At 75.8% G+C, this 22,946-nt stretch carries 15 protein-coding genes and 1 riboswitch; of the genes, 8 read left to right on the forward strand and 7 right to left on the reverse strand.

Translation table 11 applies throughout. The features are described 5' to 3' along the window. Window positions 1-165 precede the first annotated feature (165 nt). Window positions 166-1,302, reverse strand: a complete 1,137-nt coding sequence (locus ABD385_RS17455) for a C40 family peptidase (protein WP_344576730.1) — start codon at window positions 1,300-1,302, stop codon at window positions 166-168. A gap of 8 nt (window positions 1,303-1,310) precedes the next feature. Continuing rightward, window positions 1,311-1,479: riboswitch (cyclic di-AMP (ydaO/yuaA leader) on the reverse strand. 249 nt (window positions 1,480-1,728) lie between these two features. Between ABD385_RS17455 and pcrA the strand changes: the two genes are divergently transcribed. Beyond that, window positions 1,729-4,272, forward strand: a complete 2,544-nt coding sequence (gene pcrA, locus ABD385_RS17460; protein WP_344576731.1) for a DNA helicase PcrA — start codon at window positions 1,729-1,731, stop codon at window positions 4,270-4,272. Between the two features lie 108 nt (window positions 4,273-4,380). Here the strand turns inward: pcrA and ABD385_RS17465 are convergent, their stop codons facing one another. Together ABD385_RS17465 and ABD385_RS17470 are read right to left on the reverse strand one after the other, a co-directional pair. Further along, the gene (locus ABD385_RS17465; RefSeq protein WP_344576732.1) at window positions 4,381-6,183 is read right to left on the reverse strand and encodes a M23 family metallopeptidase; all 1,803 of its coding nucleotides are present in this window, start codon (window positions 6,181-6,183) and stop codon (window positions 4,381-4,383) included. A 281-nt stretch (window positions 6,184-6,464) separates the two neighbouring features. Next, entirely contained in the window at window positions 6,465-7,280 is an 816-nt protein-coding gene (locus ABD385_RS17470) for an alpha/beta fold hydrolase (protein WP_344576734.1), read from the reverse strand. A 377-nt stretch (window positions 7,281-7,657) separates the two neighbouring features. On the opposite strand from ABD385_RS17470, the gene ABD385_RS17475 reads away from it, so the two are divergent. Further along, complete coding sequence (locus ABD385_RS17475; protein WP_344576736.1) at window positions 7,658-8,113, forward strand: cobalamin B12-binding domain-containing protein; 456 nt, start codon at window positions 7,658-7,660, stop codon at window positions 8,111-8,113. A gap of 72 nt (window positions 8,114-8,185) precedes the next feature. Here the strand turns inward: ABD385_RS17475 and ABD385_RS17480 are convergent, their stop codons facing one another. Together ABD385_RS17480 and ABD385_RS17485 are read right to left on the reverse strand one after the other, a co-directional pair. Then, window positions 8,186-9,865, reverse strand: a complete 1,680-nt coding sequence (locus ABD385_RS17480) for a DUF5691 domain-containing protein (protein WP_344576738.1) — start codon at window positions 9,863-9,865, stop codon at window positions 8,186-8,188. 260 nt (window positions 9,866-10,125) lie between these two features. Further along, the gene (locus ABD385_RS17485) at window positions 10,126-11,622 is read right to left on the reverse strand and encodes an SWIM zinc finger family protein (protein ID WP_344576739.1); all 1,497 of its coding nucleotides are present in this window, start codon (window positions 11,620-11,622) and stop codon (window positions 10,126-10,128) included. 212 nt (window positions 11,623-11,834) lie between these two features. On the opposite strand from ABD385_RS17485, the gene ABD385_RS17490 reads away from it, so the two are divergent. The 6 genes from ABD385_RS17490 to ABD385_RS17515 all read left to right on the forward strand — a co-directional run bounded on the left by ABD385_RS17490 (window position 11,835) and on the right by ABD385_RS17515 (window position 20,150). Further along, on the forward strand, window positions 11,835-12,962 hold the full coding sequence (locus ABD385_RS17490) for an ATP-binding protein (RefSeq protein ID WP_344576740.1): 1,128 nt from the start codon (window positions 11,835-11,837) through the stop codon (window positions 12,960-12,962). Next, on the forward strand, window positions 12,959-15,688 hold the full coding sequence (locus ABD385_RS17495; protein ID WP_344576742.1) for a DUF5682 family protein: 2,730 nt from the start codon (window positions 12,959-12,961) through the stop codon (window positions 15,686-15,688). The genes ABD385_RS17490 and ABD385_RS17495 overlap by 4 nt, the downstream gene beginning before the upstream one ends. Beyond that, window positions 15,685-16,875: a vWA domain-containing protein gene (locus ABD385_RS17500; RefSeq protein WP_344576744.1), complete on the forward strand. Its 1,191-nt coding sequence runs from the start codon at window positions 15,685-15,687 to the stop codon at window positions 16,873-16,875. The genes ABD385_RS17495 and ABD385_RS17500 overlap by 4 nt, the downstream gene beginning before the upstream one ends. Before the next feature lie 134 nt (window positions 16,876-17,009). Continuing rightward, window positions 17,010-17,885, forward strand: coding sequence for a hypothetical protein (locus ABD385_RS17505; protein WP_344576745.1), 876 nt, complete (start codon window positions 17,010-17,012; stop codon window positions 17,883-17,885). Window positions 17,886-17,944: 59 nt separating this feature from the next. Further along, window positions 17,945-19,123, forward strand: coding sequence for a hypothetical protein (locus tag ABD385_RS17510; RefSeq protein ID WP_344576746.1), 1,179 nt, complete (start codon window positions 17,945-17,947; stop codon window positions 19,121-19,123). A gap of 370 nt (window positions 19,124-19,493) precedes the next feature. Beyond that, on the forward strand, window positions 19,494-20,150 hold the full coding sequence (locus tag ABD385_RS17515; protein ID WP_344576748.1) for a hypothetical protein: 657 nt from the start codon (window positions 19,494-19,496) through the stop codon (window positions 20,148-20,150). 73 nt (window positions 20,151-20,223) lie between these two features. Here ABD385_RS17515 and ABD385_RS17520 read toward each other — a convergent pair whose 3' ends face one another. Together ABD385_RS17520 and ABD385_RS17525 are read right to left on the reverse strand one after the other, a co-directional pair. Continuing rightward, window positions 20,224-21,237 carry a peptidoglycan-binding protein gene (locus ABD385_RS17520; RefSeq protein ID WP_344576749.1) on the reverse strand — a complete coding sequence of 338 codons (1,014 nt, stop codon included), beginning with the start codon at window positions 21,235-21,237 and terminating at the stop codon, window positions 20,224-20,226. Continuing rightward, on the reverse strand, window positions 21,237-22,865 hold the full coding sequence (locus ABD385_RS17525) for a DUF6519 domain-containing protein (RefSeq protein ID WP_344576751.1): 1,629 nt from the start codon (window positions 22,863-22,865) through the stop codon (window positions 21,237-21,239). Before ABD385_RS17525 ends, ABD385_RS17520 begins: the two co-directional genes overlap by 1 nt. Between the last annotated feature and the right edge of the window lie 81 nt (window positions 22,866-22,946).

The following is a 22,946-nucleotide window of genomic DNA, read 5'->3' on the forward strand; positions in this document are numbered from 1 at the left end:
CGCCCGGCGGCCCCGGCCCCGGCGCCGCACCGCCGCACCAACGGCTCACCGCGCGGTCATCCCGCTCCGTACTTCCGGAGGCGACGGATGACCGCGCGGTGGCGTGTGGGGGGTGGCCGTGGGGGGTGGCTTCGTCGCGGGCGCGGGGGCGCGCCCGTCGACCGGCTACGCGGGCCGGACGCTGCCGTAGATCGGCATCCCGTAGATCGACTCGACCCGGACGCTGGCGCCCGGGTGCGGTGCGTGGATCATCTCGCCGCCGCCGATGTACATCCCGACGTGGCTGATGTCGTTGAAGAAGAACACCAGGTCACCGGGTTGGAGATCGCTGCTGGAGACCCGGGTGCCGACCTTGACCTGGTCCCAGGTCGTGCGCGGCAGGTCGACCCCGGCGGCCCGCCACGCGGCCTGCGTCAGCCCCGAGCAGTCGTAGGAGCTGGGCCCGGTCGCGCCCCAGACGTACGGCTTGCCGATCTGGGCGCGGGCGAAGGCGATCGCCTTGCCGGCCTTGGTGGAGTTCGAGCCGCTGTCGGACGTGCCGCCGCCGGAGCCCTGCCCGGTGCCGCTGCCGCCGCCGGGCTGCTGCTGGCGCCGCTGGGCCTCCTTGCGGGCCTGCTCGGCGGCCTTGCGCTGGGCCTCGGCCTCCTTCTGGCGCTCCAGTTCGGCCAGCCGCGCCTTCTCCTGGGCGGTCAGCCGGGACAGTAGCTGGCGCGCCTCGGCCAGCTTGGCCTGAACGTTTCTCTTGTTCTCCTTCAGTGACGACTGCGACTGCTGGAGGCTCTCCAGGCTGCTGGTCGCCTCGGCCCGCTGGCGGGTGGCGGCCGCGGCCTGCGCCTGGTAGTCGGTGATCGCCTGCTTCTGCTGCGCGGTCAACTGCTCCATCAGGTGGTTGCGGTCGACGAACTGCTGCGGGTCCTTGGCGAGTATCAGCTGGGCGGTCGGGTTGATCCCGCCGCTCTGGTACTGCGCCGAGGCGAACGCGCCCAGCCGGCGCCGGGACTCGTTCATCTTGTCCGCGCGCCGGGCCGCCTCGTCGAGCAGGCGGTTGACCGTGCGCTGTTGGCCGTCGGCCTTCTCCTTGGCGGCGTTGTACTTCTGGGTGGCGACCTCGGCCTGCTGGTAGAGGTCGTCGACCTTCGTCTTGACCTCTTCGACGGAGGGCTGGGGCGCCTTGGGGGCCGCGTTCGCGGTCTGCGAGAGCAGGGTGACCGAGGCGAGGGCGGCGGTGGTGAGCCCGGTTGCCGTACGACGGCCGCCGGGCGTGGCGAGTATGGGGGTGCGCGGCTTGCGATGGGACGCCAAGGCCGGCGACTCCTTCCGTGGACCGCCTACCGGGTTAGCTGTCGGGTTCGGGCGGTCTGCTGACGGAAGGCTTGCCCTACGACTGCTGCGTCCGCCTGGCGACGGATGCACCGGTCGATTCACCCCGGTGGTGCTGGTGGGTCCCCGGCTCCGGGTGCCTCGCGGCGGGACCGGACTCGGCGGGGGCGGCCCGTGCGAACGCTGTCGTCCGCGGGGACTGCAGGCTGCCCGAGCGAGACCGTAGCCAACTCGTGTGGCTCCTGTGAAGGCTGGTGTTCGATATGCCCGAAACCTTTTCGTGACCTGAACGCGAACGGCGCCAGGTTGGGGACAGAACGGACACGGTAGCGCCCGCGGCGGAGCGGTGCCGGCCAATCCGGCACTCCGGGACCGGTTGTCAGTGCGGCGGCCTAGACTCGGTGGGCGATGAGCAGCCTCTTTGACGACAGCTTCCTGGCGGACCTCGGCCCCACGGACGAGGAGCCCCCGCCGCCGCCCGAGGACGAGCCCGGCCCGGCCCCGGAGGAGGTCCCCGCCGACCTCTTCGGCGGGCGGTTCGACGCGCCCGTCTCCAGCCAGTCGTACTACCGCGACGGTGCCGTCCGCCCGGCCCTCGACCCGGCGGCGCTCCTGGAGGGGCTCAACGACCAGCAGAAGGCCGCGGTGGCGCACAGCGGCGGCCCGCTGCTGATCGTCGCCGGCGCCGGCTCCGGCAAGACCCGGGTGCTCACCCACCGCATCGCGCACCTGCTCGCCGAGCGCCACGTCCACCCCGGCCAGATCCTCGCGATCACCTTCACCAACAAGGCCGCGGGCGAGATGAAGGAGCGCGTCGAGGAGCTGGTCGGCCCGCGGGCGAACGCCATGTGGGTCTCCACGTTCCACAGCGCCTGCGTGCGGATCCTGCGCCGGGAGTCCAAGCGGCTCGGCTTCACGTCGTCCTTCTCGATCTACGACGCGGCCGACTCCAAGCGCCTGATGGCCCTGGTCTGCCGCGACCTCGACCTGGACCCCAAGCGCTTCCCGCCCAAGTCCTTCAGCGCCAAGGTCTCCAACCTCAAGAACGAACTCGTCGACGAGGAGAGCTTCGCCGGGACCGCGGCCGACGGTTTCGAGAAGACCCTGGCCCAGGCGTACGCGATGTACCAGGCGCGACTGCGCGAGGCCAACGCCCTGGACTTCGACGACATCATCATGACGACGGTCCACCTGCTCCAGGCGTTCCCCGACGTCGCCGAGCACTACCGCCGCCGCTTCCGCCACGTCCTCGTCGACGAGTACCAGGACACCAACCACGCCCAGTACACCCTCGTCCGCGAGCTGGTCGGCCCCGGCACGGTCGACATCCCCGCCGCCGAGCTGTGCGTGGTCGGTGACGCCGACCAGTCGATCTACGCCTTCCGCGGCGCCACGATCCGCAACATCCTCCAGTTCGAGGAGGACTACCCGGACGCCACCACGATCCTGCTGGAGCAGAACTACCGCTCCTCGCAGACCATCCTCTCCGCCGCCAACGCCGTCATCGAGCGCAACGAGAACCGCCGCCCGAAGAACCTCTGGACGGACGCCGGCGCCGGCCCCAAGATCACCGGCTACGTCGCCGACACCGAGCACGACGAGGCCCAGTTCGTCGCCGACGAGATCGACCGGCTCACCGACGCCGGCGACGCCAAGGCCGGCGACGTCGCGATCTTCTACCGCACCAACGCCCAGTCCCGGGTCTTCGAGGAGATCTTCATCCGGGTCGGGCTGCCCTACAAGGTCGTCGGCGGCGTGCGCTTCTACGAGCGCAAGGAGGTCCGCGACATCCTCGCCTACCTCCGGGTGCTCGCCAACCCCGAGGACGCCGTCCCGCTGCGCCGCATCCTCAACGTCCCCAAGCGCGGCATCGGCGACCGCGCCGAGGCGATGATCGAGGCCCTGGCGCTGCGCGAGAAGATCACCTTCCCGCAGGCGCTGCGCCGCGTCGACGAGGCCTACGGCATGGCCGCCCGCTCCGCCAACGCCGTCAAGCGGTTCAACGCCCTGATGGAGGAGCTGCGCACGATCGTGGAGTCCGGGGCCGGCCCGGCCACGGTCCTGGAGGCGGTCCTGGAGCGCACCGGCTACCTCGCCGAGCTCCAGTCCTCCACCGACCCCCAGGACGAGACCCGGATCGAGAACCTCCAGGAACTCGCCTCCGTGGCCCTGGAGTTCGAGCAGGAGCGCGGCGAGGGCGCAGCGCCGGCGGCCGACACCGATGCCGCCGACGCCGACCCCGACGCCGAGGCGGCGGCCGGCGCAGCGGGCCCGGGCACGCTCGCCGAGTTCCTGGAGCAGGTCGCCCTGGTCGCCGACTCCGACCAGATCCCGGACGAGGACGAGGAGGGCGCCGGCGTCATCACGCTGATGACCCTGCACACCGCCAAGGGCCTGGAGTTCCCGGTGGTCTTCCTGACCGGCATGGAGGACGGCGTCTTCCCGCACATGCGGGCGCTCGGCCAGACCAAGGAGCTGGAGGAGGAGCGCCGGCTCGCCTACGTCGGCATCACCCGCGCCCGCGAGCGGCTCTACGTCACCCGCTCCACGATGCGCAGCGCCTGGGGCCAGCCCTCGTACAACCCGGCCTCGCGCTTCCTGGAGGAGATCCCCGACTCGTTCCTGGAGTGGAAGCGCACCGGCCCCGCGACGCCGTCGGCGTCCATGGGCGGGCTGCCGTCGGGCGGTTCCTCGGGCGGCGGGTTCGGCGGCATCGGGGCGTCGTTGTCGTCGACGCGGTCCAAGGGGCCGAGCGGTTTCGCGACCCGGCGCACCGCGGACCGCCCGGTGGTCTCGCTGGGCGTCGGCGACCGCGTCACCCACGACAGCTTCGGCCTCGGCACGGTCGTCGGCGTCAAGGGCAGCGGGGACAACGCCGAGGCCACCATCGACTTCGGCGGCGAGAAGCCCAAGCGGCTGCTGCTGCGGTACGCGCCGGTGGAGAAGCTCTGAGCCGCGGGCGGGCCCCGGCGTAAGCCCGGGATCTGCCGGCTGGGAGCGACTACGGAAGAGGGGGCCCGCCGCGGTGTGCGGCGGGCCCCCGTTTCCGGTGCGTGGGGATCAGTTCGGGTTGAGGCCGTGGGCGCGCAGCCACGGGAGCGGGTCGACCGCCGCGCCGCCGCCGGGCCGCACCTCGAAGTGCAGGTGCGGGCCGGTGGAGTTGCCGGAGCTGCCGGAGTAGGCGATGGCGTCGCCCGCCTTGACCGAACCGGAGCGGATCTTGGTGCTGCTCAGGTGGCAGTACCAGGTCTCGGTGCCGTCGGGCGCGGTGAGGATCGCCATGTTGCCGTAGGCGGAGTTCCACTGGGTGTGGATGGTGCCGTCGGTGGCGGCCATGACCGTGGTGCCGTAGCTGACCGGGAAGTCGATGCCGGTGTGCACGGACATCCAGTTGACCCCGGCCTGGCCGAAGAGCGCGCTCAGGCCGTGCTGGGTGACCGGCAGGACGAACTTGGGGCGCAGCGCCTCCTTGCGGGCGGCCTCTTCCTCCTTGCGCTTGCGCTCGTCTGCCTGCCGCTGCTTGAGGTCCAGCCGTTCCTGGGTGCGGCTGGCCCGTTCGCGGAAGTCCTGGGCGCTGGCGCTGAGTCCGGCGAGCTGGCTGTCCAGCTTCTTGTTGGCGGCCGTCGTCCGCGTCGTGGCACCGGCGTCCGGCGCGGCCTGGGTCGTCTTGCCGTCCTGGTCGTCCCCGCCGAACTGGCTGACGGAGGCCGCGGCGGCCGCGCAGACGCCCATCGCGGCGACCGAGGGCACCGCGACGGTCAGCAGCGCCGAGCGCTTGGCCTGGCGGCGCCGGCCGCGGTTGCCGCCGCGGACCGCCTTGCCGGCCGGGGGGCCGCTCACCCGCCGGCCGGTGGGCGCGTCGTCGTCCGGGACGACGGTGACGGGCATCGCCTGGGTCATCGCGTCGGCGATCGCCGCCGAACCGGTCGCCGAGGCACCGGTGTCGGACGGGCCGTCGGGGTCGTCGGTCCCCGCGGCGTGGGCCATGAGGGGTGCGTCCCACAGGAGGGTGTCCTCCGGGGGCGGGCCCGCCTGGGCCGGGATGCCGGGTGCCGGGTCGGGCGTCCGGTCGGTGGCGTAGTCGGCGTAGTCGGTGGTCGACCAGACCGCGGTGGCCTCGTGGCCGACGGGCTGCTGGACGGTGGTGGCGGCGGCCGCGAAGGCGGCGGAGTCGTAGCCCGCTGCCTGGTAGCCGGTGTTGTACCCCCCGGCGTCGTGCCCGGTGGGGGCGTAACTGCCGGTGCCGTAGCCGCCGGTGAGGCCGTCTCCCGTGCCGTACGCGGCGCCGGTGTCGTAGCCGCCGCTGCCGTACGCCCCGCCGTCGAAGCCGTCGGTGGCGAAGCCCTGGGTGGGGTAACCGGCGGTGTCGTAGGAGCCGGCGTCGTAGGAGCCGGTGCTGTAGGCGCCGTTGTCGTAGCCGCCGTTGGCGTACGCGGCGGGGGCGTGGGTGCCGGGGTCGTAGGTGCCGGGGTCGTACGCGGTGCCGCCGTGGTGGGCCGCGGCGTCGTAGCCCCCGCCGAGCCCGTAGGTCGCGCTGTCGTAGTCGGTGCCGTACCCGGCGTCGGCGTACCCGGTGGCGCCGGTGTCGTAGCCGGGGGCGTCGTGGCCGGTGTGGGCGTACGGGTCGTAGCCGGTGCTGCCGTAGCCGGTGTCGTACCCGGTGCCGTCGTACCCGGCGGTGGGGTAACTGCCGCTCGGGTAGGCGTCGGTGGGGTGGCCGGCGGTGTCGTAGGAGCCGTGCCCGTAGCCGCCGGGGTGCGCGCCGAAGAGGGGGTCGTCGTCGCCGTATGCCGAGGGTGCGTAGGAGGCATCGGAAGCGGGGGCGGTCGGAAGCTGAGCCCCCGACGGGTGACGGTCGTCCACCAACTTCTCTTTCGCCTCGGCTGCAGGAGAATTAGCGGCGACTGTACCCGGCGGTACGCGACGGCGACAATCTTCCCGAGGTTTCGGGCTCGGCGGAGCCGGGCAATTGGTCCGCTTTCGGCAACGGCCATGCGCGTTCTTGGCGCCCCGTTCGAGGGTCGTTCGACGATGCGGCCGGCGCGCGGCGCCCGGGGGACGCACGGGCGCCGGGAACGTTGCCGTCCGGGGCGCCGCCCGCACCGTCGGTCGCGCCCGGTCCGGGCCCGTGCGCACCGCGCCGCTCAGGCCACCGACACGGTGCCCCGGGCGGCCACGTCCGCCGCCGTGGTGGCCAGTGCCGCCCGGATGCCCGCCGCGACGGTGGCGTTGACCGGCAGCGCGAGGTGGCCGACGCCGACGACCCGGACGTTCTCCGCCCACAGGTCCGGGTGCTCGATCCGGGCGGTGGCGGCCGGCACCATCACCTGGTCCTGCTGGCTCCAGAAGGCCACGAAGCGCGTCCGGCACCGCGGTGCAGGCAGCGCCAACTCCGCGATCACCGTGGAGTCCGGGCGCATCTGCCGGACCACCGGGTGCGCCGACATCAGCGGCGCGACGCGGGTGCCGGCGTGCGGGGTGCCGAGCGTGACCAGCGTCCGGACGCGGGCGTCGCCGCCGCACCGCTGCACGTAGTAGCGGGCGATCAGGCCGCCGAGGCTGTGGCCGACGACGTCCACCCGGCGGTGTCCGGTCCGGGCGCAGACCTCCTCCACGTGGCGGCCCAGCTGCTCGGCGGCCCGCCGCAGATCGCAGGTCAGCGGGGAGTAGTTGAGCGCCTCGACGTGGCGCCAGCCGTGCCGGTGCAGCGAGCGGCGCAGGACGTCGAAGACAGACCGGTTGTCGACGAAGCCGTGCAGCAGGAGCACCGGTGGGTGTGCGCGGCCCTCGGTGGGGAGGCGGGTCGCCGAACCGTCGGCACCGGTCCCGTCCGGCGCCGGCAGCGGTCGTTCCTGGGCGATCCCGGTGGGGTAGCGAAGGAGGTGGGTGACGAGCACGCCCAGTTCCACGAGCGTGCTGCGCAGGAGAAGGGGTGCGGAGAGAACAGGCAGGGCCCCCATGGCCGACCTCCCGAACGGCAGGCGGAAGGCGGCGACGACCCCCCGAATGCCCTTGTGGGGAAGCCGTGCACGGTGGCGGCGGCGCTGCGGCGGCCCGCGCGCCGGCCCGGCTGCGGCTCCCCGGGCGCCCGGCCCGCGCGCCTCGCCGGCCGTCCCTGGCGGCGGTGCGGCACGCGGGACGCGGCGCGTGGCGAATGTGTCCCAGGTGCAGATGTCCCGTGTGTGATTTCCCCCTCGCCGGATGTCACGAAACGGCGGGGTACGGGATGCTGTAGATAACGTTCGTTCACGCTCGTGGCCGCCGGATCGTGGTGGCGCGACCGGATGTCGGCTCGGCGGCCCGCCCTGGCGGTGCCGCGCATGGCTTGGAGGCAGTGATGAGTGTGGCGCGGCAAGACGGGGTGCAGGCGGAGGGACAGGGCGCGGGCCGGTCGGGGCCGATCCGGGTCGTCGTCGCCAAGCCGGGGTTGGACGGGCACGACCGGGGCGCCAAGGTCATCGCCCGGGCGCTGCGCGACGCCGGCATGGAGGTGATCTACACCGGGCTGCACCAGACGCCGGAGCAGATCGTCGACACCGCCATCCAGGAGGACGCCGACGCGATCGGGCTGTCCATCCTCTCCGGGGCCCACAACACCCTCTTCGCGAAGGTGCTCGCCCTGCTGGCGGAGCGGGACGCGGCGGACATCAAGGTCTTCGGCGGCGGCATCATCCCGGAGGCCGACATCGCCCCGCTGAAGGAGCAGGGCGTTGCGGAGATCTTCACGCCGGGGGCGACCACCGCCTCGATCGTGGAGTGGGTCAACGCGAACGTCCGCCCGCTGGCCGTCTGAAACCGTCCGGTCGCCGGGCGGCGGACGTCCGAAGCGCACGCCGGCCCGGGGCTGCGGGCCGGCGGCCGTGCGTCATGACGGCGTCGGGGCCCGCAGCTCGGCGTGCATGGCGGCGCGCAGGCGGAGCGTGCCGACCAGGCGCAGGAACGCCTCGGACCAGTAGCCGCTGGAGCCCGGGGAGGCGCCCTCGGGCTCGTCGGTGACGGCCGTCAGCATGTCCAGCCGGCCGGCTTCCGCCGGGTCCAGGCAGCGCTCGGCCAGGCCCATCACGCCGCTGAAGCTCCACGGGTAGCTGCCGGCGTCGCGGGCGATGTCCAGCGCGTCGACCACCGCCCGGCCCAGCGGCGCGGACCAGGGGACCGCGCAGACGCCCAGCATCCGGAACGCGTCCGCGAGGCCGTGGACGGCGATGAACTCGGCCACCCACAGGGCCCGTTCGTCGGGCGGGAGCACCGTCAGCAGCTTCGTCAGGTCCCGGGCGGAGCCGGCCGGCGCCCGCTCCGGAGCGGCCAGGACCGGGTCGCCGGGCGCGCCCAGCAGGGCCCGCGCCCACTGCGGGTGCCGCTGGCGGACCGTGGCCCGGCACCAGGCGTCGTGCAGCTCCGTCCGCCAGTCGCCGGCGACCGGGAGGGCGACGATCTCCGCCGGGGTGCGGCCGTCGAACCGTTCACTCCAGCGGTCCAGCGGCGTGGCCTCCACCAACTGGGCCAGCCACCAGGCCCGTTCGCCGCGTCCCGAGGGGGGCTTGGTGGCGACGCCGTCCCGCTGCATCCCGGCGTCGCAGGCGCGCGGCGGGTCCACGGCCAGCGCGTCGTGACGACCGGTGCCCTCGGCGGCCGGGGCCAGCCGGACGCAGACCAGGCCGCGCCCGGCCATCCGCGCGGCGAACGCGGAGCCGGGCAGGGCGGAGAGCAGCTCCGCGGCGGTGCTGCGGACGGTCCGGCTGCGGTCGGACAGGGCCTGTTCCAGGAACGGCTCGTCGGTCGGCGCGAGGGCCTCGCCGAGGCAGTCCACGAACAGCAGGCGGTCCTCGGCGCGCTCCGTCGCCCAGGTGGTCGTCAGCAGCTCCAGTCCGGCCTGCGGATCGCGCCGGCGCACCGCGGTCAACAGCGCCACCCGCTCCGCGAACAGGCCCTCCTCCCACCGCCGGCGGACCCCTTCGGGGTCGTCGTCGCCCGGCAGGGCCGACGGGCCGCCGACGCCCCGGAGCGCGAACCTCCAGGAGTCGTTCAACCGCGCCAACCACAGGCCGCGGGGGCCCGCCAGGGCGAGCGCGGCGGGCCGCAGGTCCGTGCGTGACCGGGCGGCGTCCAGGAGCGCGGGGAGCAGTGCCTCCGGGGCGCGGTAGCCCTGCTCGCCGGCGGCGGCCAGCCACTGGGGCAACAGCTCGGTGAGGTCGGGGTCGGTGCCGCGCCGGCCGGTGGAGCCGGGGCCGCGGTCGGCCAGCAGGAGCGCGAGCCGGCGCCGGGCGGCCGGCGGCAGCGGGGGGCGCGGATCGGCGGGGGCCGGTGCGGGGCGTTCGCCGGCCGGGGCGGGGCGCAGCGCGGCGCGCCGCCGCACGGTGCTCAGTGCCGCGGCGGCCAGCAGCGCCGCGACGGGGCTCTGCCCGGCCCGCACCGCCACCGGCGGCGTGCGCCGCCCGGTCCCGAGGAGCGCGGCGCCGACCAGGGCGGGCCAGGGCGCGGGGGCGGCGGACGGGGTGGGGGCGCCGGGGGTGGTGGAGGTGGTCTGGGGGGTGGGGGTGCTCGGCATGCCCTGCCTCCGGAGGTGGGTGGTGGGCGGACGACGGGTCTCGCGAGGGGCGGGACCGGGGGTGGGTGAGGGGGACGGGGTGGACGGTGGGGCGGTGGCGCGGCACGGTGGTGGCGCGTCATCAGGGCGGCGGGCCATCGGGATGGTGGCCTTCGGGACGGCGGTCTTCGGGGCGGTGGGGCGTTGCCAAGGTCGGCCGTCGGCCGTCGGCCGTCGGCCGTCGGCCGTCGGGGTGCGGGGTGCGGGGCGTCGGGGGGGCGTCAAGAGGTCAGGGGCACCGGTGCGGGGTCCCAGAGGGTCAGGGGCAGGAAGCCGCGGTGGCCGCATTCGCCGAAGACCGTGATCGGTCCGCCGCCCGAGACGGCCGCGAGCTGCCACTGCGCCGTGCGTCCCAGGCAGCGCGGGTCCAGTGGGAGGGCCGATTCGCCGTCCGCATCGGCCAGTTGCCAGTCGCCGTGGGAACTGCCCGGTATCGGCGTGACGTCGGCGAGGACCACCGGCCAGGCGTCCAGCCAGGGGTCGTCGCGCAGCGCGCGGCCGTACGCGGCCAGGGCGGCGTCGATCCCGCAGCCCGACGGGACCGGGCCCGGGGCCGCGGGGGAGTGCCGCGCGCCGAGGGCGACCCGCAGCGGCCGGGCCCCCGGGTAGTAGGCGAGGTCGGCGTCGAGCAGGTGGCCCGGCGGCAGGGCCACGTCCAAGGGGCGGTGGGAGCCGCCGAAGGAGAGGTGCAGCGCCATCCGGCCGGTCCGCTCGCCGCGCAGGAAGATCCGACGGGCGGTCAACGGGCCCTCCGTGCCGTCGTGTTGGGACAGGACCAGCCAGCGGTCCCGGAGCGTCACGGTGTCCGGGCCGGAGAGGACGTCGGCGGCCTCCGTGGTCACTCCGACGCGGGTGCGGACCGTCGCGGCGAGCGGTGCCGGCAGCCGCTCGACGCCCAGGAAGCCCTGGCCGAGGAGGTGCAGCAGGGCGCACTCCGCCAGCAGCCGGGAGGGCCAGTCGGCACCGGTCGACGGAAGTGCGCCCAACTCCCGTACGCGGGCCGCGAGTCCGGGCGCCTGGGCGTCGACCATGCGGGCCGCCGTCTCGTCCCAGGAGTGCCGGTCGCCGGGCGCGGGCCCGCCCGGACCGGCGGCGGAGGAGGGCGCATCAAAGTGGCCGACCGTTGTGAGGCCGGCGTGCAGCAGGTCCTGCAACCGCTGCTCCAACTCCATGGCCCCGGCGCCGATCCGCTGCGACCGACGCTCCGCGCGCCGCCGGGCCGCCGCCGGATCGGCCGGTGCGCGGGAGGGCGCGCCGGCCGCCGGTCCGCCGGCCGGCGCCGCCTTCTCCGTCCGGCTGCCGCCGGGCAGCTCCCGGCGGGTCGCCAACCACTCGGCCGCCCACGACGGCGGTGGTCCCTGCGGCCGATCCCCCTGCGCGGCCCCTTCCGGGGCGGCAGCGGTGGCGGCAGCGGTGGCGGGGGCGGCGACGGGGGCGACCCACCGCAGCAGCAGCCCGAGCGCGTGCTTGCAGGGGGCCTTCCGGCTCGGGCAACTGCACGCGAAAGCCGGTCCGTTGAGATTGACGACGGTTTCGTACTGCGCGTCGTGCGTGGTGGTGCCGCCGGCCCCGCACACCCCCCACACCGCGCCCCCGGCCGCGCCGACGGCCGACCAGCGGCCGGCGCGGGCGAGCCGTGCGGCCGCCGCCTGCGACGCCGCGTCGGGCGCCAGGGCGCGCACCCGGTCCGTCGTCCAGCGTTCCCCTCGCGGATTCATCCGACCCCCCTGCGGACTCCCGTCGAACCCCTGCGGATTCGTCGCCTTCGACGCTACGGCGCACCACTGACAATCGCCCCGCCCCCGGACAACTCCGCAGGTGGGAAGCGGTTTTCGGGGCGTTGTCAGTGGTCTGGTGCAGGCTGGGAAACGCAAGCGGCCGGCGGATTTCCGCGGGGTGCCGGCCGCGCATCGCGTGACGAGGGGGAAGCATGTCCGAGAACGCCATCACGACGGCGGGCGAGGCCCGCGGCGCGGCCGGGGAAGCGCTGCGGCCACACGTCGAAGTCACCTTCGCGCAGGAGCTGTCGGCGCTCGCCGCGGCCGACGACCGGCCCCGCCCCGAGCGCTGGCGGCTCTCCCCGTGGGCGGTCGCCACGTACCTGCTCGGCGGCACGCTCGGCGACGGCACGGTCATCACGCCGAAGTACGTCGGCCCGCGGCGGATCGTCGAGGTCGCCGTGACGACGCTCGCCACCGATCGCGCGCTGCTGCTGCTCGGCGTGCCCGGCACCGCCAAGACCTGGGTGTCGGAGCACCTCGCGGCGGCGGTCAGCGGCGACTCCACCCTGCTGGTGCAGGGCACGGCCGGCACGCCGGAGGAAGCGCTCCGCTACGGCTGGAACTACGCCCAGCTGCTCGCCAACGGGCCCAGTCGGGACGCCCTGGTGCCCAGCCCCGTGATGCGGGCCATGGCGCAGGGCACCATCGCGCGGGTCGAGGAGCTGACCCGGATGCCGGCCGACGTCCAGGACGCCCTCATCACCCTCCTGTCCGAGAAGACCCTGCCCGTACCGGAGCTGGGGCAGGAGGTGCAGGCCGTCCGCGGCTTCAACCTGATCGCCACCGCCAACGACCGCGACCGCGGGGTGAACGACCTCTCCGGCGCCCTGCGTCGCCGCTTCAACACCGTCGTCCTGCCGCTGCCCGCCACTCCCGAGGACGAGGTGGACATCGTCGCGCGGCGCGTCGCGCAGATCGGCCGGCCGCTGCGCCTGCCGCCCCTGCCCGAGGGGACGGACGAGATCCGCCGGGTGGTGACGGTTTTCCGCGAGCTGCGCGACGGCGTCACCGCCGACGGCCGCACCAAGCTGAAGTCGCCGACCGGGACGCTCTCGACGGCCGAGGCGATCTCGGTGGTGACCAACGGCCTCGCCCTGGCGACCCACTTCGGCGACGGCGTGCTGCGCGCCGGGGACCTGGCCGCCGGCGTCCTCGGCGCGGTGGTCCGCGACCCGGCGACGGACCGCGTGGTGTGGCAGGAGTACCTGGAGACCGTGGTGCGCGAGCGCGACGGCTGGCAGGACTTCTACCGCGCCTGCCGGGAGGCGGGCGCATGACCGGCGCCGGCGGGGGCGGGCCGGTGCTGCTCGGGGTGCGGCACCACGGCCCCGGGTCGGCCCGGGCGGTGCGGGCCGCGCTGGAGCAGTGCGCGCCCCGTGCGGTGCTGATCGAGGGGCCGCCCGAGGCCGACGACCTGGTGGCGCTGGCCGCCCACCCGCGGATGCGGCCCCCGGTCGCCCTGCTCGCCCATGCGGTGGACGACCCCGGGCGCGCGGCGTTCTGGCCGCTGGCCGCCTTCTCCCCGGAGTGGGTGGCGTTGCGGTGGGCGCTCGCACACGACGTTCCGGTGCGTTTCGTCGACCTGCCGGCGGCGCACGTCCTGGCCCTGCCGGACGAGGACCGGGACGGCGAGCGGGACGACGAGGACCGGGACGACGAGGACCAGGGCGTCGGCCCGGGCGCCGGCGCGGGGGCGGGCGACGCGGGCGGGGCGGATGAGGCGGCAGGGAAACCGGCGGGGGCGGCCGCGGCGGGCGCCGTGCGGTTGGACCCGTTGCGGGCGCTCGCCGAGGCCGCCGGTCACGACGATCCCGAACGGTGGTGGGAGGACGTCGTCGAGCACCGCCGGGCGCCCCGCGACGGGGCGGACGCCCTGGCCCCGTTCGCCGCGCTCGCGGCGGCCATGGCGGAGCTGCGCACCGCGTACGGCGCCGGCGGCCACCCCCGCGACCTGCTGCGGGAGGCCCACATGCGGCTCCGACTGCGGGCGGCCCAGAAGGAGTTCGGGGACCGGGTCGCCGTCGTCTGCGGGGCCTGGCACGTCCCCGCGTTGGACCTCCCGCGCACGCGCTCCCGCACGGGCGCGCACCCCACCGCGGCCGCCGACCGGCGGCTCCTCACCGGCCTGCCGAAGGTGAAGACCGCGCTGACCTGGGTGCCGTGGACCCATCGGCGGCTGGCCCGGCGCAGCGGATACGGCGCCGGCATCGCCTCACCCGGTTGGTACGGCCACCTCTTCGAGGCTCCCGACCGCCCCGTCGAGCGCTGGCTCACCAAGGCCGCCCGGCTGCTCCGCGAGGCGGACTACCCGGTGTCGTCGGCGCACGTCATCGAGGCGGTGCGGCTCGCCGAAGGACTCGCCGCGGTCCGCGGCCGCCCACTGGCCGGCCTCGCCGAGCTCGACGACGCGGTACGGGCCGTCATGGCCGACGGCTCCGACGTGCCGGCCGCCCTGATCCGCGACCGGTTGGTGGTCGGCGAGGTGCTGGGCCGGGTGCCCGAGGACGCCCCGGCCGTGCCGCTCCAACGCGACCTCGCCCGCTGCCAGCGGACGTTGCGGCTCACACCCGAGCCGGCGGAGCGGGACGTGGAGCTGGACCTGCGCAAGGAGACCGACGCCGGCCGCAGCCGGCTGCTGCACCGGCTGCGGCTGCTCGGCGTCCCCTGGGGCGAGCCCGTCCGCTCCCGGGGCGGCACCGGCACCTTCCGGGAGACCTGGCGGCTGCGGTGGGAACCCGAGCTGTCGGTGCGGGTCGCGGAGGCCGGCGTCTGGGGCACCACGGTGCTCGCGGCGGCCACCGCCAAGGCCCGCGCGCACGCCGCGGAGGCCACCGTGCTCGCCGAGGCCACCGCGCTCGCCGAGCGCTGCCTGCTCGCCGCGCTGCCCGAGGCCCTCCCGGTGGTGCTGCGGGCGCTCGCGGACCGCGCCGCCCTCGACGCGGACGTCGGCCACCTCGCCCGGGCCCTGCCCGCCCTCGTCCGGTCGGTGCGGTACGGGGACGTCCGCGGCACCGACGCCGGGGCGCTGCGCGACGTGGCGCTGGGCCTGGCCGAGCGGATCTTCGTCGGGCTGCCGCCGGCCTGCACGGGCCTGGGTGCGGACGGCGCGGCCGAGGCGCGCGGCCATCTCGACGCCACCCACCGGGCCGTCGGCCTCCTCGGACAGGTCCCGACGGGGGCCGGCACGCCGACCAGTGGGGCCGGTGGGGTCCGTACGGCCAGTGGGACCGTTGGAGCCAGTGAGGCCGGTGGGGTCGCGGAGACGTCCCTGTGGGCGCGCTGGTCGGCGGTCCTGCGGACCCTCGCCGAACGGGACGCCGTCCCCGGGCTGTTGCGCGGTCGGGCCGCCCGGCTGCTGTTGGACGACGGGCGGCTGCCCGACGACGGTGCGGAGCGGTTGATGGCGCTCGCCCTCTCGCCCGGCACCCCGCCCGTCGACGCCGCCGGCTGGATCGAGGGCTTCGTCGGCGGCCGGGACGGCGGCCTGCTGCTGCTCCACGACGAACGGCTGCGGGCGTTGCTGGACGGCTGGTTGACGCACGTGCCGGCCGCCGCGTTCACCGACGTCCTGCCGCTGCTGCGGCGCACCTTCGCCGAGTACGACACCGGGGTTCGCCGCACCCTCGGCGAACTCGTCCGGCGCGGCCCCGCCGCCGGCCCGGACCGTCCGGCCGCCGGCCCGGCCGACGCGGCGGCGCCCGGCTTCGGCCCCGGCCTGGACCGCGACCGCGCCGCCGCCGTCCTGCCCACCCTCCAACTCCTGCTCGGCACACCCCGGCCCGGCCGCGCGCAGAACACGGACGACACGGACGACGGGGAGGCCATGGCGGACGGGGAGGGCATGGAGGACACGGTCGACGGCGGCGACATGGCCGGTGGGGCCCGCGGGGGCGCGGACGGTGCCGGTGCGGGGGGCGGTCGAGGCGAGCGGGGTGCGGAGCGCGAGGGCGGGTCCGGTGCGGCCTGGCGGAGGGCCAACGAGCTGACGGGAGCGGGCAGATGACGACGGCGAACGATCCGGCCGCGGAGCGGTTGCGCCGCTGGCGGCTGGTGCTGGGTGGCGCCGAAGCGGACGGCACCGGCTGCCCGCTGCGCGGCCAGGACGCCGCGATGGACGCGGCGTTGGAGTCGCTCTACGGTCCGCGCCCGCACCAACGGCCGGGCCGCGCGGGGCGCGCCGGCGGCGGACCGCGGGCGGGCGGGCTCGGCGCCTCGGCACCCCAGGTCGCCCGCTGGTTGGGCGACGTCCGGAGGTACTTCCCATCCTCCGTGGTGCAGGTGATGCAGCGCGACGCCATCGACCGACTGGGCCTGTCCGCACTGCTGCTGGAGCCCGAGATGCTGGCGGCCGTCGAGCCCGACGTCCACCTCGTCGGCACGCTGCTGTCGTTGAACAAGGTGCTGCCCGAGACCACCAGGGAGACCGCCCGCCAGGTCGTCCGCACGGTCGTACGGGAGTTGGAGGAACGGCTGGCCACCCGCACCCGGACCGCGCTGACCGGCGCGCTGGACCGGGCCGCCCGCACCCACCGCCCGCGGCACCGCGCCATCGACTGGAACCGCACCGTCCGCGCCAACCTCCGGCACTACCTCCCGGAGCACGGCACCGTCGTCCCCGAGCGGCTGATCGGGTACGGGCGCGCGGCGCGGACGGCCGCGAAGGACGTGGTGCTCTGCGTCGACCAGTCCGGCTCGATGGCGGCGTCCGTGGTGTACGCCTCGGTGTTCGGGGCGGTGCTCGCCTCGATGCGGGCCCTCGACACCCGGCTGGTCGTCTTCGACACCGCCGTGGTGGACCTGACGGACCACCTGGACGACCCGGTGGAGCTGCTGTTCGGCACCCGGCTCGGCGGCGGCACGGACATCAACCGCGCGCTGGCCTACTGCCAGTCGCGGATCCGACGCCCCGCCGACACCGTGGTCGTCCTCATCAGCGACCTCTACGAGGGCGGCATCCGCGACGAGATGCTCAGGCGGGTCGCCGCGATGAAGGCGTCCGGCGTGCAGTTCGTGACCCTCCTCGCGCTCTCCGACGAGGGGGCGCCCGCCTACGACCGCGCGCACGCGGCGGCCCTGGCGGCCCTGGGCGCACCCGCGTTCGCCTGCACGCCCGAACTGTTCCCGGAGGTGATGGCCGCCGCGCTGGAGAAGAGACCGTTGCCCATACCGGACATGGCGGAGCAACGGTGACAGGAATCCCGGGGGGACTTGCGTGCCACCTGGCGTGTCGTGCAAGGATCAGGGCATCGCTCGATCACCCGTGACGGGTGCGACACCGAGGCGCTGCGCCCGGCTGTCCCCGTCCGTTTGGGAAGGTCCCCTCCTTGTCTGCTGTGTCCGTCACGCCTGCCGCCGTGCGCCTGCCGCGCACCGTGGCCGTGCGGCGCGCACTGCTGGCGGGGCTCTTCCTGATCGGGTTCGTCCTCCTCGGCGTCGCCTACGGTTCCGGCGCACACGCCGCCGACCGCACGCCCGTCGACGGCTCGCCGGCCGCGGCGGCCCTGCCCGGGGCCCCGGCCCCGGACCACGTCACCGCCGCCCGGCGCACCGGCCGACTGCCGGAGTCCGGGGCGGCGTTGGCGCACCAGGGCACGGCCGACGGCACCGGGCTCGCCCGCCGTACGGACACCGCGACGGCCGCGGTCGAGGGCGCGGTGCGCCCCGCCGAGCAGGCCGCCGCACCGGTCACCGACCGGCTCGACGGCCCGGTGACCGGCGCGGTCGAGGAGATCGGCGGGATCGGGCAGCGGGTCAGCGGTGCGCTCCCCGTCCACCTGCCCGTCGGCAGCCGTCCGGGACGCACCGGCGACGGCGGTGGTCCCGTGCACGGCGGGGCGCCCGGTGGCGCCGCGACCGGTCAGGGCGCCGCGCACACCGGCCACGGCCCGTCCGCGCCGCACCTGTTCCGCCCGGCGCACTGTGCCTACGCAGTGCCCCACCCGGCCGTCGACCGGTCCCGTTCCGCCGCCCCTGAGCAGCGGGACGCCGGCCACCACGGCCTGCCGGGCCAGGGCCAGCAGGGCCCGGCCGCACCGCCCGCACACCGCGCGGGCGACGGCCACGGTCCCCGTGGCGGGGACCAGCACGCCGCCGTTGCGGCGAACTCCCCGCGCTTCCGGCTGCTGCCGGGTGGCGTCCGTACGGCCGACGGCGCCCCGACGCGCCGACGCGTCGAAGACATCCTCGAATTCCCCGGCTAGGGCAGACCCGCTCCGCGTCTGAAGAGACCTGCCGCGCGGGGGCGGCACAGGTCTGCCCGTTGAACCCCCTGAATTCGAAGGACATCGCCACCATGCGCTCCAACATCCGCCGTTCCATCGCCGTCGCCGCCACCGCCACCGGCCTGTGGGCCCTGGGCACCGTCGCCGCCAACGCCGCCGAACTGCCCGCCACCGGGGACCTGCCCGCCGTCGGCTCGGTCACCGGTGCCGCCCAGCAGCTGCCCACCGGCGCCGTCACCGGCACCGTCCAGAAGGCCGCCGGCACGGCCACCACGACCGTGCGCGGCGTGGCCGGCAAGGCGACCGGGGCCCTCGGCGGCGGCGTGTCCGCCAACGAGCTGCCCACCGGTCGGCTGCCGCAGGCCGGCGGTGTGGTGGACGGCGTCCGCCGGCTCGTCGGCGGTGGGCTGCCGGCCCTGAACACCGGTGGCGTCCAGAAGGCCGTCGACGTCCAGCGGGTCGCCGGGGCCGTCGACGCCGGCAAGCAGCTCGGCAAGGTCACCGGCGGCGTCAAGGGCGCCGACATGGGCAAGGCCGGCTCGCTGGTGAACGGTGAGCTGCCGGCCGTGCCGGGTGTGCCCGCCGCCGAGCTGCCGGGCGGCCTGCCCAAGGGCCTGCCCGGCGTGCCGGCGCTGCCCAAGACCCCCGCCCTGCCCAAGGCCCCGGCGCTGCCCAAGGCGCCGGGCTCGGCCGACAACCTGCTGGCCGGTCTCGCCGGTGCCGGGCTGCGTCCCGAGCAGCTGACCAAGCAGGCCCAGGGCGCCCTGGCCACCGCGCGTCCGGTCGTGGACCGCACCTCCGCCGACGTGCTGCCGCCGGTCGCCGGCCGGACGGTCGCCAAGGTCCTCCCGGTCGCCCAGGGCGCGGTCGGCAACGTCGGTGCGCTCGCCGGTGACGCCGCGGGCCAGGCCACCCCGTTCGCGACCGCCGTCGGCGGCCGCGCCCAGGTCTTCGCGCAGCACGTGCAGGGCGCGGCGGTGCCGTTCGCGCAGGGCGCCGGCGGCGAGGCCACCGGGCTGGCCCAGGGCGTCGGCAGCGACGCCGTGCCGTTCGCCCGGGGCCTGGTGACCGTCGTGGTGACGGACGCCCGAGGCACCGCGACCACCACCGTCGCCGGCGCCAGGGGCCTGACCCCGGCCGTGCCCGCCCACCTGGCCGACCTGACCAACGCCGCCAACGTGCCGGCGCTGCCCGCCCTCCCCGTGCAGGGCCTCTGACCGTCCGGCGGACCGCACGGCGTGCACCGGCTTCCCGACCGCGGCGGCCGTCGGGAAGCCGGGGCACCCGGAACGCCGGATGAGGCGGACGGAGTGATGGCGACATCACCCCGAGCCGCCGTGTGAAAGACGCCGGGTGGCCCTCTGTGGGGGAGGGCCACCCGGCGTTTTTCCTGCCGTGACCTGGGCATTCGTCCGCGACCTGGTGACTCGACTGGGTTTGTCCGCAAGGGAGTTGATGCCCTCGGCGGGGCCGGTGCGGTTCGCCGCCGCACCGTATTAGTCGTCCGTTAGTGGAACGCCAACTCGCTCTTCGAAGCTGGTTGTCGTCCGGGAGCGAGACGACAGAACCACAGCAACGGGAGTACCGATGAACACCGCCACCGTCACCAACCGACTCCGCGGCCGCGCCGGCCGCCGCGTCGCCGCCGCCCTCGTCGCCGCCGCAGCACTGGGCCTCGGGGCGACGGCCTGCGGGCCGGAGGACGGGTCGACGGGCGCCGCCGGACCCGCCGCCTCCTCGACCGCCTCCGACGGGCAGGGCTCCGCGGGCCAGTCCGCGGGCGGCAACTCCGGTGCGCAGGGCCAGAACGGCGGCGAGTCCGCGGGGCAGCCCACCGCGCGGGGCACGCACGCGGCGAACGGCGGCGGTTCCGGCTCGACCGGCGGTACCGGCTCGACCGGCGGTTCCGAGGCCACCGGGGGCGGCTCCGCCCACGCCGGCAACGAGGAACTGATCGTCGGCAAGATGACGTACGTCGCGCCCGGCCGGCTGAGCGTCAAGCCCGAGGACGGCGGCAAGAGCACGCAGTTCCTGGTCGCCAACGCCACGACGATCCTCGGCGCGGCCGCGATCTGCGGCGACGACTCGGGCAACGTCAGGGTCGGCAAGGACGGCTACGGCACCAAGAAGTGCTCCGTGGACCAGCTGGAGAAGGCCGCGAAGACCGGCGCCGTGACCGTCCGCGTCTCCATGGACCGCAAGTCCGAGGGCGCCGACACCGTCGAGGAGAAGTACCACCCGTAAGTCACCGCATCCCGGCGCGCGCCCGGTGGGCTTCCTGCCCCCGGGCGCGCCGGCGTTTTCGGCCGCGGGCCGGCTACGCGTCGCCCGCCGTACGGGTGTTGGGGACGTGGAGGCGGTCCCAGGTGACGCGGCCCGGGACGCCGTCGGCGTCCTTGCCGTGGAAGCCGAGCTTGCGCTGCCAGGAGGCGTAGGACTTGCGGTGGGCTTCGTTCCATTCCGGGGCGGGGCCGTGGCGGTAGTGGTCGCAGCCCTCGGCGACCAGCCGTTGCGCCATCGCCGCGAGCACCGGGCCGGCGGTGCCGGAGCGGAAGAACTCGCCGCCGGGGAAGGGCTCGTAGGGCGGGTGCTGCGGCATGGGCGGCACGGACGGGGTCCGGGCGCCGTCGTCGCCACCGCCACCGCCGCCGTCACCGGCTGCGTCGCCCGGTGGGCCGGTCCCGTCGCCGGTGCCGTCGGGCCGGTCCTGGGCGTTCGGGGACGCCGGGCCCTCCGGGGGGCGGGACAGCCGGGCCGCGATGCGGTCGCGCAGCGCGTCCATGGTGAAGCCGAGCGGGTCGATCTTCCCCGGCTGCCACTCCTTGTGGCCGATCACCGACCGTGCGCCCCAGCCGTGCGCCCGGCAGACCGCCGCCGAGGCCCGCTCCACCGCCAGCAACTGCTCCTGTGGCCACGGGTCCTGGCCGTCGCCGAGGTTGATGCACTCGAAGCCGTAGAAGTGGCGGTTGCCGTCGGTGTCGGCGAGTTCGTCCTTCGGGAGTTCCTCCTCGTCGATGACGGCCTGGAGGACGTTGCGGTCGCCGAGGCCGGCGTGGTTGGCGCGGCCGTTGCCGACCAGGTGCACCTCGCCGGCCTTGTCGATCACGCCGTGGCAGAGCGGCCCGGGCAGGTCAGGGCGCCCGTCGTAGCAGAGGTCCACCGAGGAGTCGGTGCCCTCGGTGGCGGTGTGGTGGACGACCACGCCGTGCATCGGGCCCCAGGGGCCCTTGGTGTTGCGGTTGTGCCGGCGCCAGTCGCGGACCTCGTGGACGACCAGCCCCTCCGCGCGCAGCGCCGCCAGCAGTTGGCTTCCGGTAAGTGGGGTCGCCATCAGCCCGCCTCCCCGGCCTCGTCCACCTGCGCCTCGGCCTCCGCGGTGGTCTGCGACCGGGGCCGCGCCGGGCCGCTGCCGGCGGTGCTGGAGGTCGACAGCGTTCCGGGGCCGCCCGCGTCGACGGTGCCGGCGGCGCCGGTGGCGTCCGGCGCCGCGCCGTCCGTCGCCGGGATGGCGGTCGCCAGCGGGCGGAACGCCAACCGCAGGTCGGGCACCGCCTGTTCGCCGTGCACCCAGGCCAGCGGCGCGTAGTGCACGACGATGCCGGACGGGTGCTGGAGCAGCGGGCGGCGCGCCGGGTCGGTGGGCCACTCGACGCCGCCGGTGGCGGTGCGGGCCGGGACCAGCCAGAAGTCGCCGGTGCGGTAGGCGCCACCGGCCTCGAAGTACACCTCCACGCCGTCCTCCAGCGGCAGCCAGCCGCCCTCCTCGACCGGGACCGCGCCGTGCCGCAGCCGCCCCGGGCCCGCGCCGCGCCGCACCGTCTTCCGCCCGGCCTCCTGGTGGTCCCAGCGGCGCAGGAACGGATGGAGTTCGGGGCGTCGGCCCACGCCGGGCGCCGGTTCGTCGGAGAGCCGCACCCGGCGGCCGGGCAGGTCGACCTCCTCCACCCGCAGCAGCGGCGCCGCCTCGCCCCGGCTGGCGTAGCCGGTGTCCACGCACTCGACCAGGTCGCCGACCTGGAGCGACAGCGCGTCGTCGCCGCCCAGGGAGGCCAACTCCGCCCAGGTGCCGTCCAGGTCGTCGATGGCGAAGGTGACCGAACCGTTCTCCCGGGACCACTTGAACGTGGCGTCCTTCGCGGCACCGCCGTCGTGCACCTCGACGCGGTACAGCTGGTTCTCGGGGCCGCGGTAGCGGGCCTCGGGGGCGACCAGGCAGGGGTCGTCGTCGGCGTGGTCGGGGCGCTCGCTGCGCGCCGCCAACCGGCAGCCGGGGGCGGCGGCCTGCTGCGCCCACCGGCCGAAGGCGGTGCGGATGTCGTCGGCCGGCGGGTTTTCGCCGTCCAGGCCCAGCGCGGACGCCGGCAGCGGCAGCACCTGCCACACCACCTTCGTGCGGGCCGCGGTGTCCGGCAGCGCGGCGCCCAGCGCCACCTCGCGCAGCGCCGGGTCCTCGGCCGCGGTGACCAGCCGCTCCCACACCTTCAGGTAGACCAGGTAGGGGAACTGGGAGGGCAGTCGGTCGCCGGGGCGCTCCGGGTCGCGGAAGGCGTCCGGCTGGTCCCAGTACGTCCACGTCCCGGCGGCGGGTTCGGCCGGGGCGTCCGCGGCGCCCGGGGCGGCCGGCTCCTCGCCCTCCTTGTGGCCGGCGGCCGGCACCGGTGTGCCGGGCCGCGGGCGGGTGGCGTCGCACAGTATTCCGTCGACGTAGTAGCGGCCACCGCCGATGACGAGGTCGTCCAACTCGTGCGGGCCACCGCGGAGGTCGATCTTGAATCCGGTGGCGCCCTGCGGTCCGCCGTGCGGCCCGATCAGGTCGGCGGCCAGGGTGCGGGCCTGGAACAGCTGGATCGCGGCCTGCTCGTTGGCGTCGGCGTCCAGCTGGACCCGGCCCTGCTGCGCCACCACGGCGGAGTAGTGGCGCTCCGGCCGGTAGGTGATGCGGGAGAGGTCAGCGTGCATGGAAGGGGTCCCCCTCGTACGGAAGCTCGGGCGGTCGGTGGTGGGCGGTGGTGGCGCGCGACGGGCGCGCCCCGGTCGGAC

The sequence above is a fragment of the Streptomyces lunalinharesii genome (genome assembly GCF_039532155.1).
Lineage (GTDB): Bacteria > Actinomycetota > Actinomycetes > Streptomycetales > Streptomycetaceae > Streptomyces > Streptomyces lunalinharesii.

Coding starts and splice junctions, on each gene's coding strand:
- pcrA (WP_344576731.1), top strand. CDS start 1,729: ATGAGCAGCCTCTTTGACGACAGCTTCCTGGCGGACCTCGGCCCCACG.
- ABD385_RS17470 (WP_344576734.1), bottom strand. CDS start 7,280: ATGGGGGCCCTGCCTGTTCTCTCCGCACCCCTTCTCCTGCGCAGCACG.
- ABD385_RS17475 (WP_344576736.1), top strand. CDS start 7,658: ATGAGTGTGGCGCGGCAAGACGGGGTGCAGGCGGAGGGACAGGGCGCG.
- ABD385_RS17480 (WP_344576738.1), bottom strand. CDS start 9,865: ATGCCGAGCACCCCCACCCCCCAGACCACCTCCACCACCCCCGGCGCC.
- ABD385_RS17485 (WP_344576739.1), bottom strand. CDS start 11,622: ATGAATCCGCGAGGGGAACGCTGGACGACGGACCGGGTGCGCGCCCTG.
- ABD385_RS17490 (WP_344576740.1), top strand. CDS start 11,835: ATGTCCGAGAACGCCATCACGACGGCGGGCGAGGCCCGCGGCGCGGCC.
- ABD385_RS17495 (WP_344576742.1), top strand. CDS start 12,959: ATGACCGGCGCCGGCGGGGGCGGGCCGGTGCTGCTCGGGGTGCGGCAC.
- ABD385_RS17500 (WP_344576744.1), top strand. CDS start 15,685: ATGACGACGGCGAACGATCCGGCCGCGGAGCGGTTGCGCCGCTGGCGG.
- ABD385_RS17515 (WP_344576748.1), top strand. CDS start 19,494: ATGAACACCGCCACCGTCACCAACCGACTCCGCGGCCGCGCCGGCCGC.
- ABD385_RS17520 (WP_344576749.1), bottom strand. CDS start 21,237: ATGGCGACCCCACTTACCGGAAGCCAACTGCTGGCGGCGCTGCGCGCG.
- ABD385_RS17525 (WP_344576751.1), bottom strand. CDS start 22,865: ATGCACGCTGACCTCTCCCGCATCACCTACCGGCCGGAGCGCCACTAC.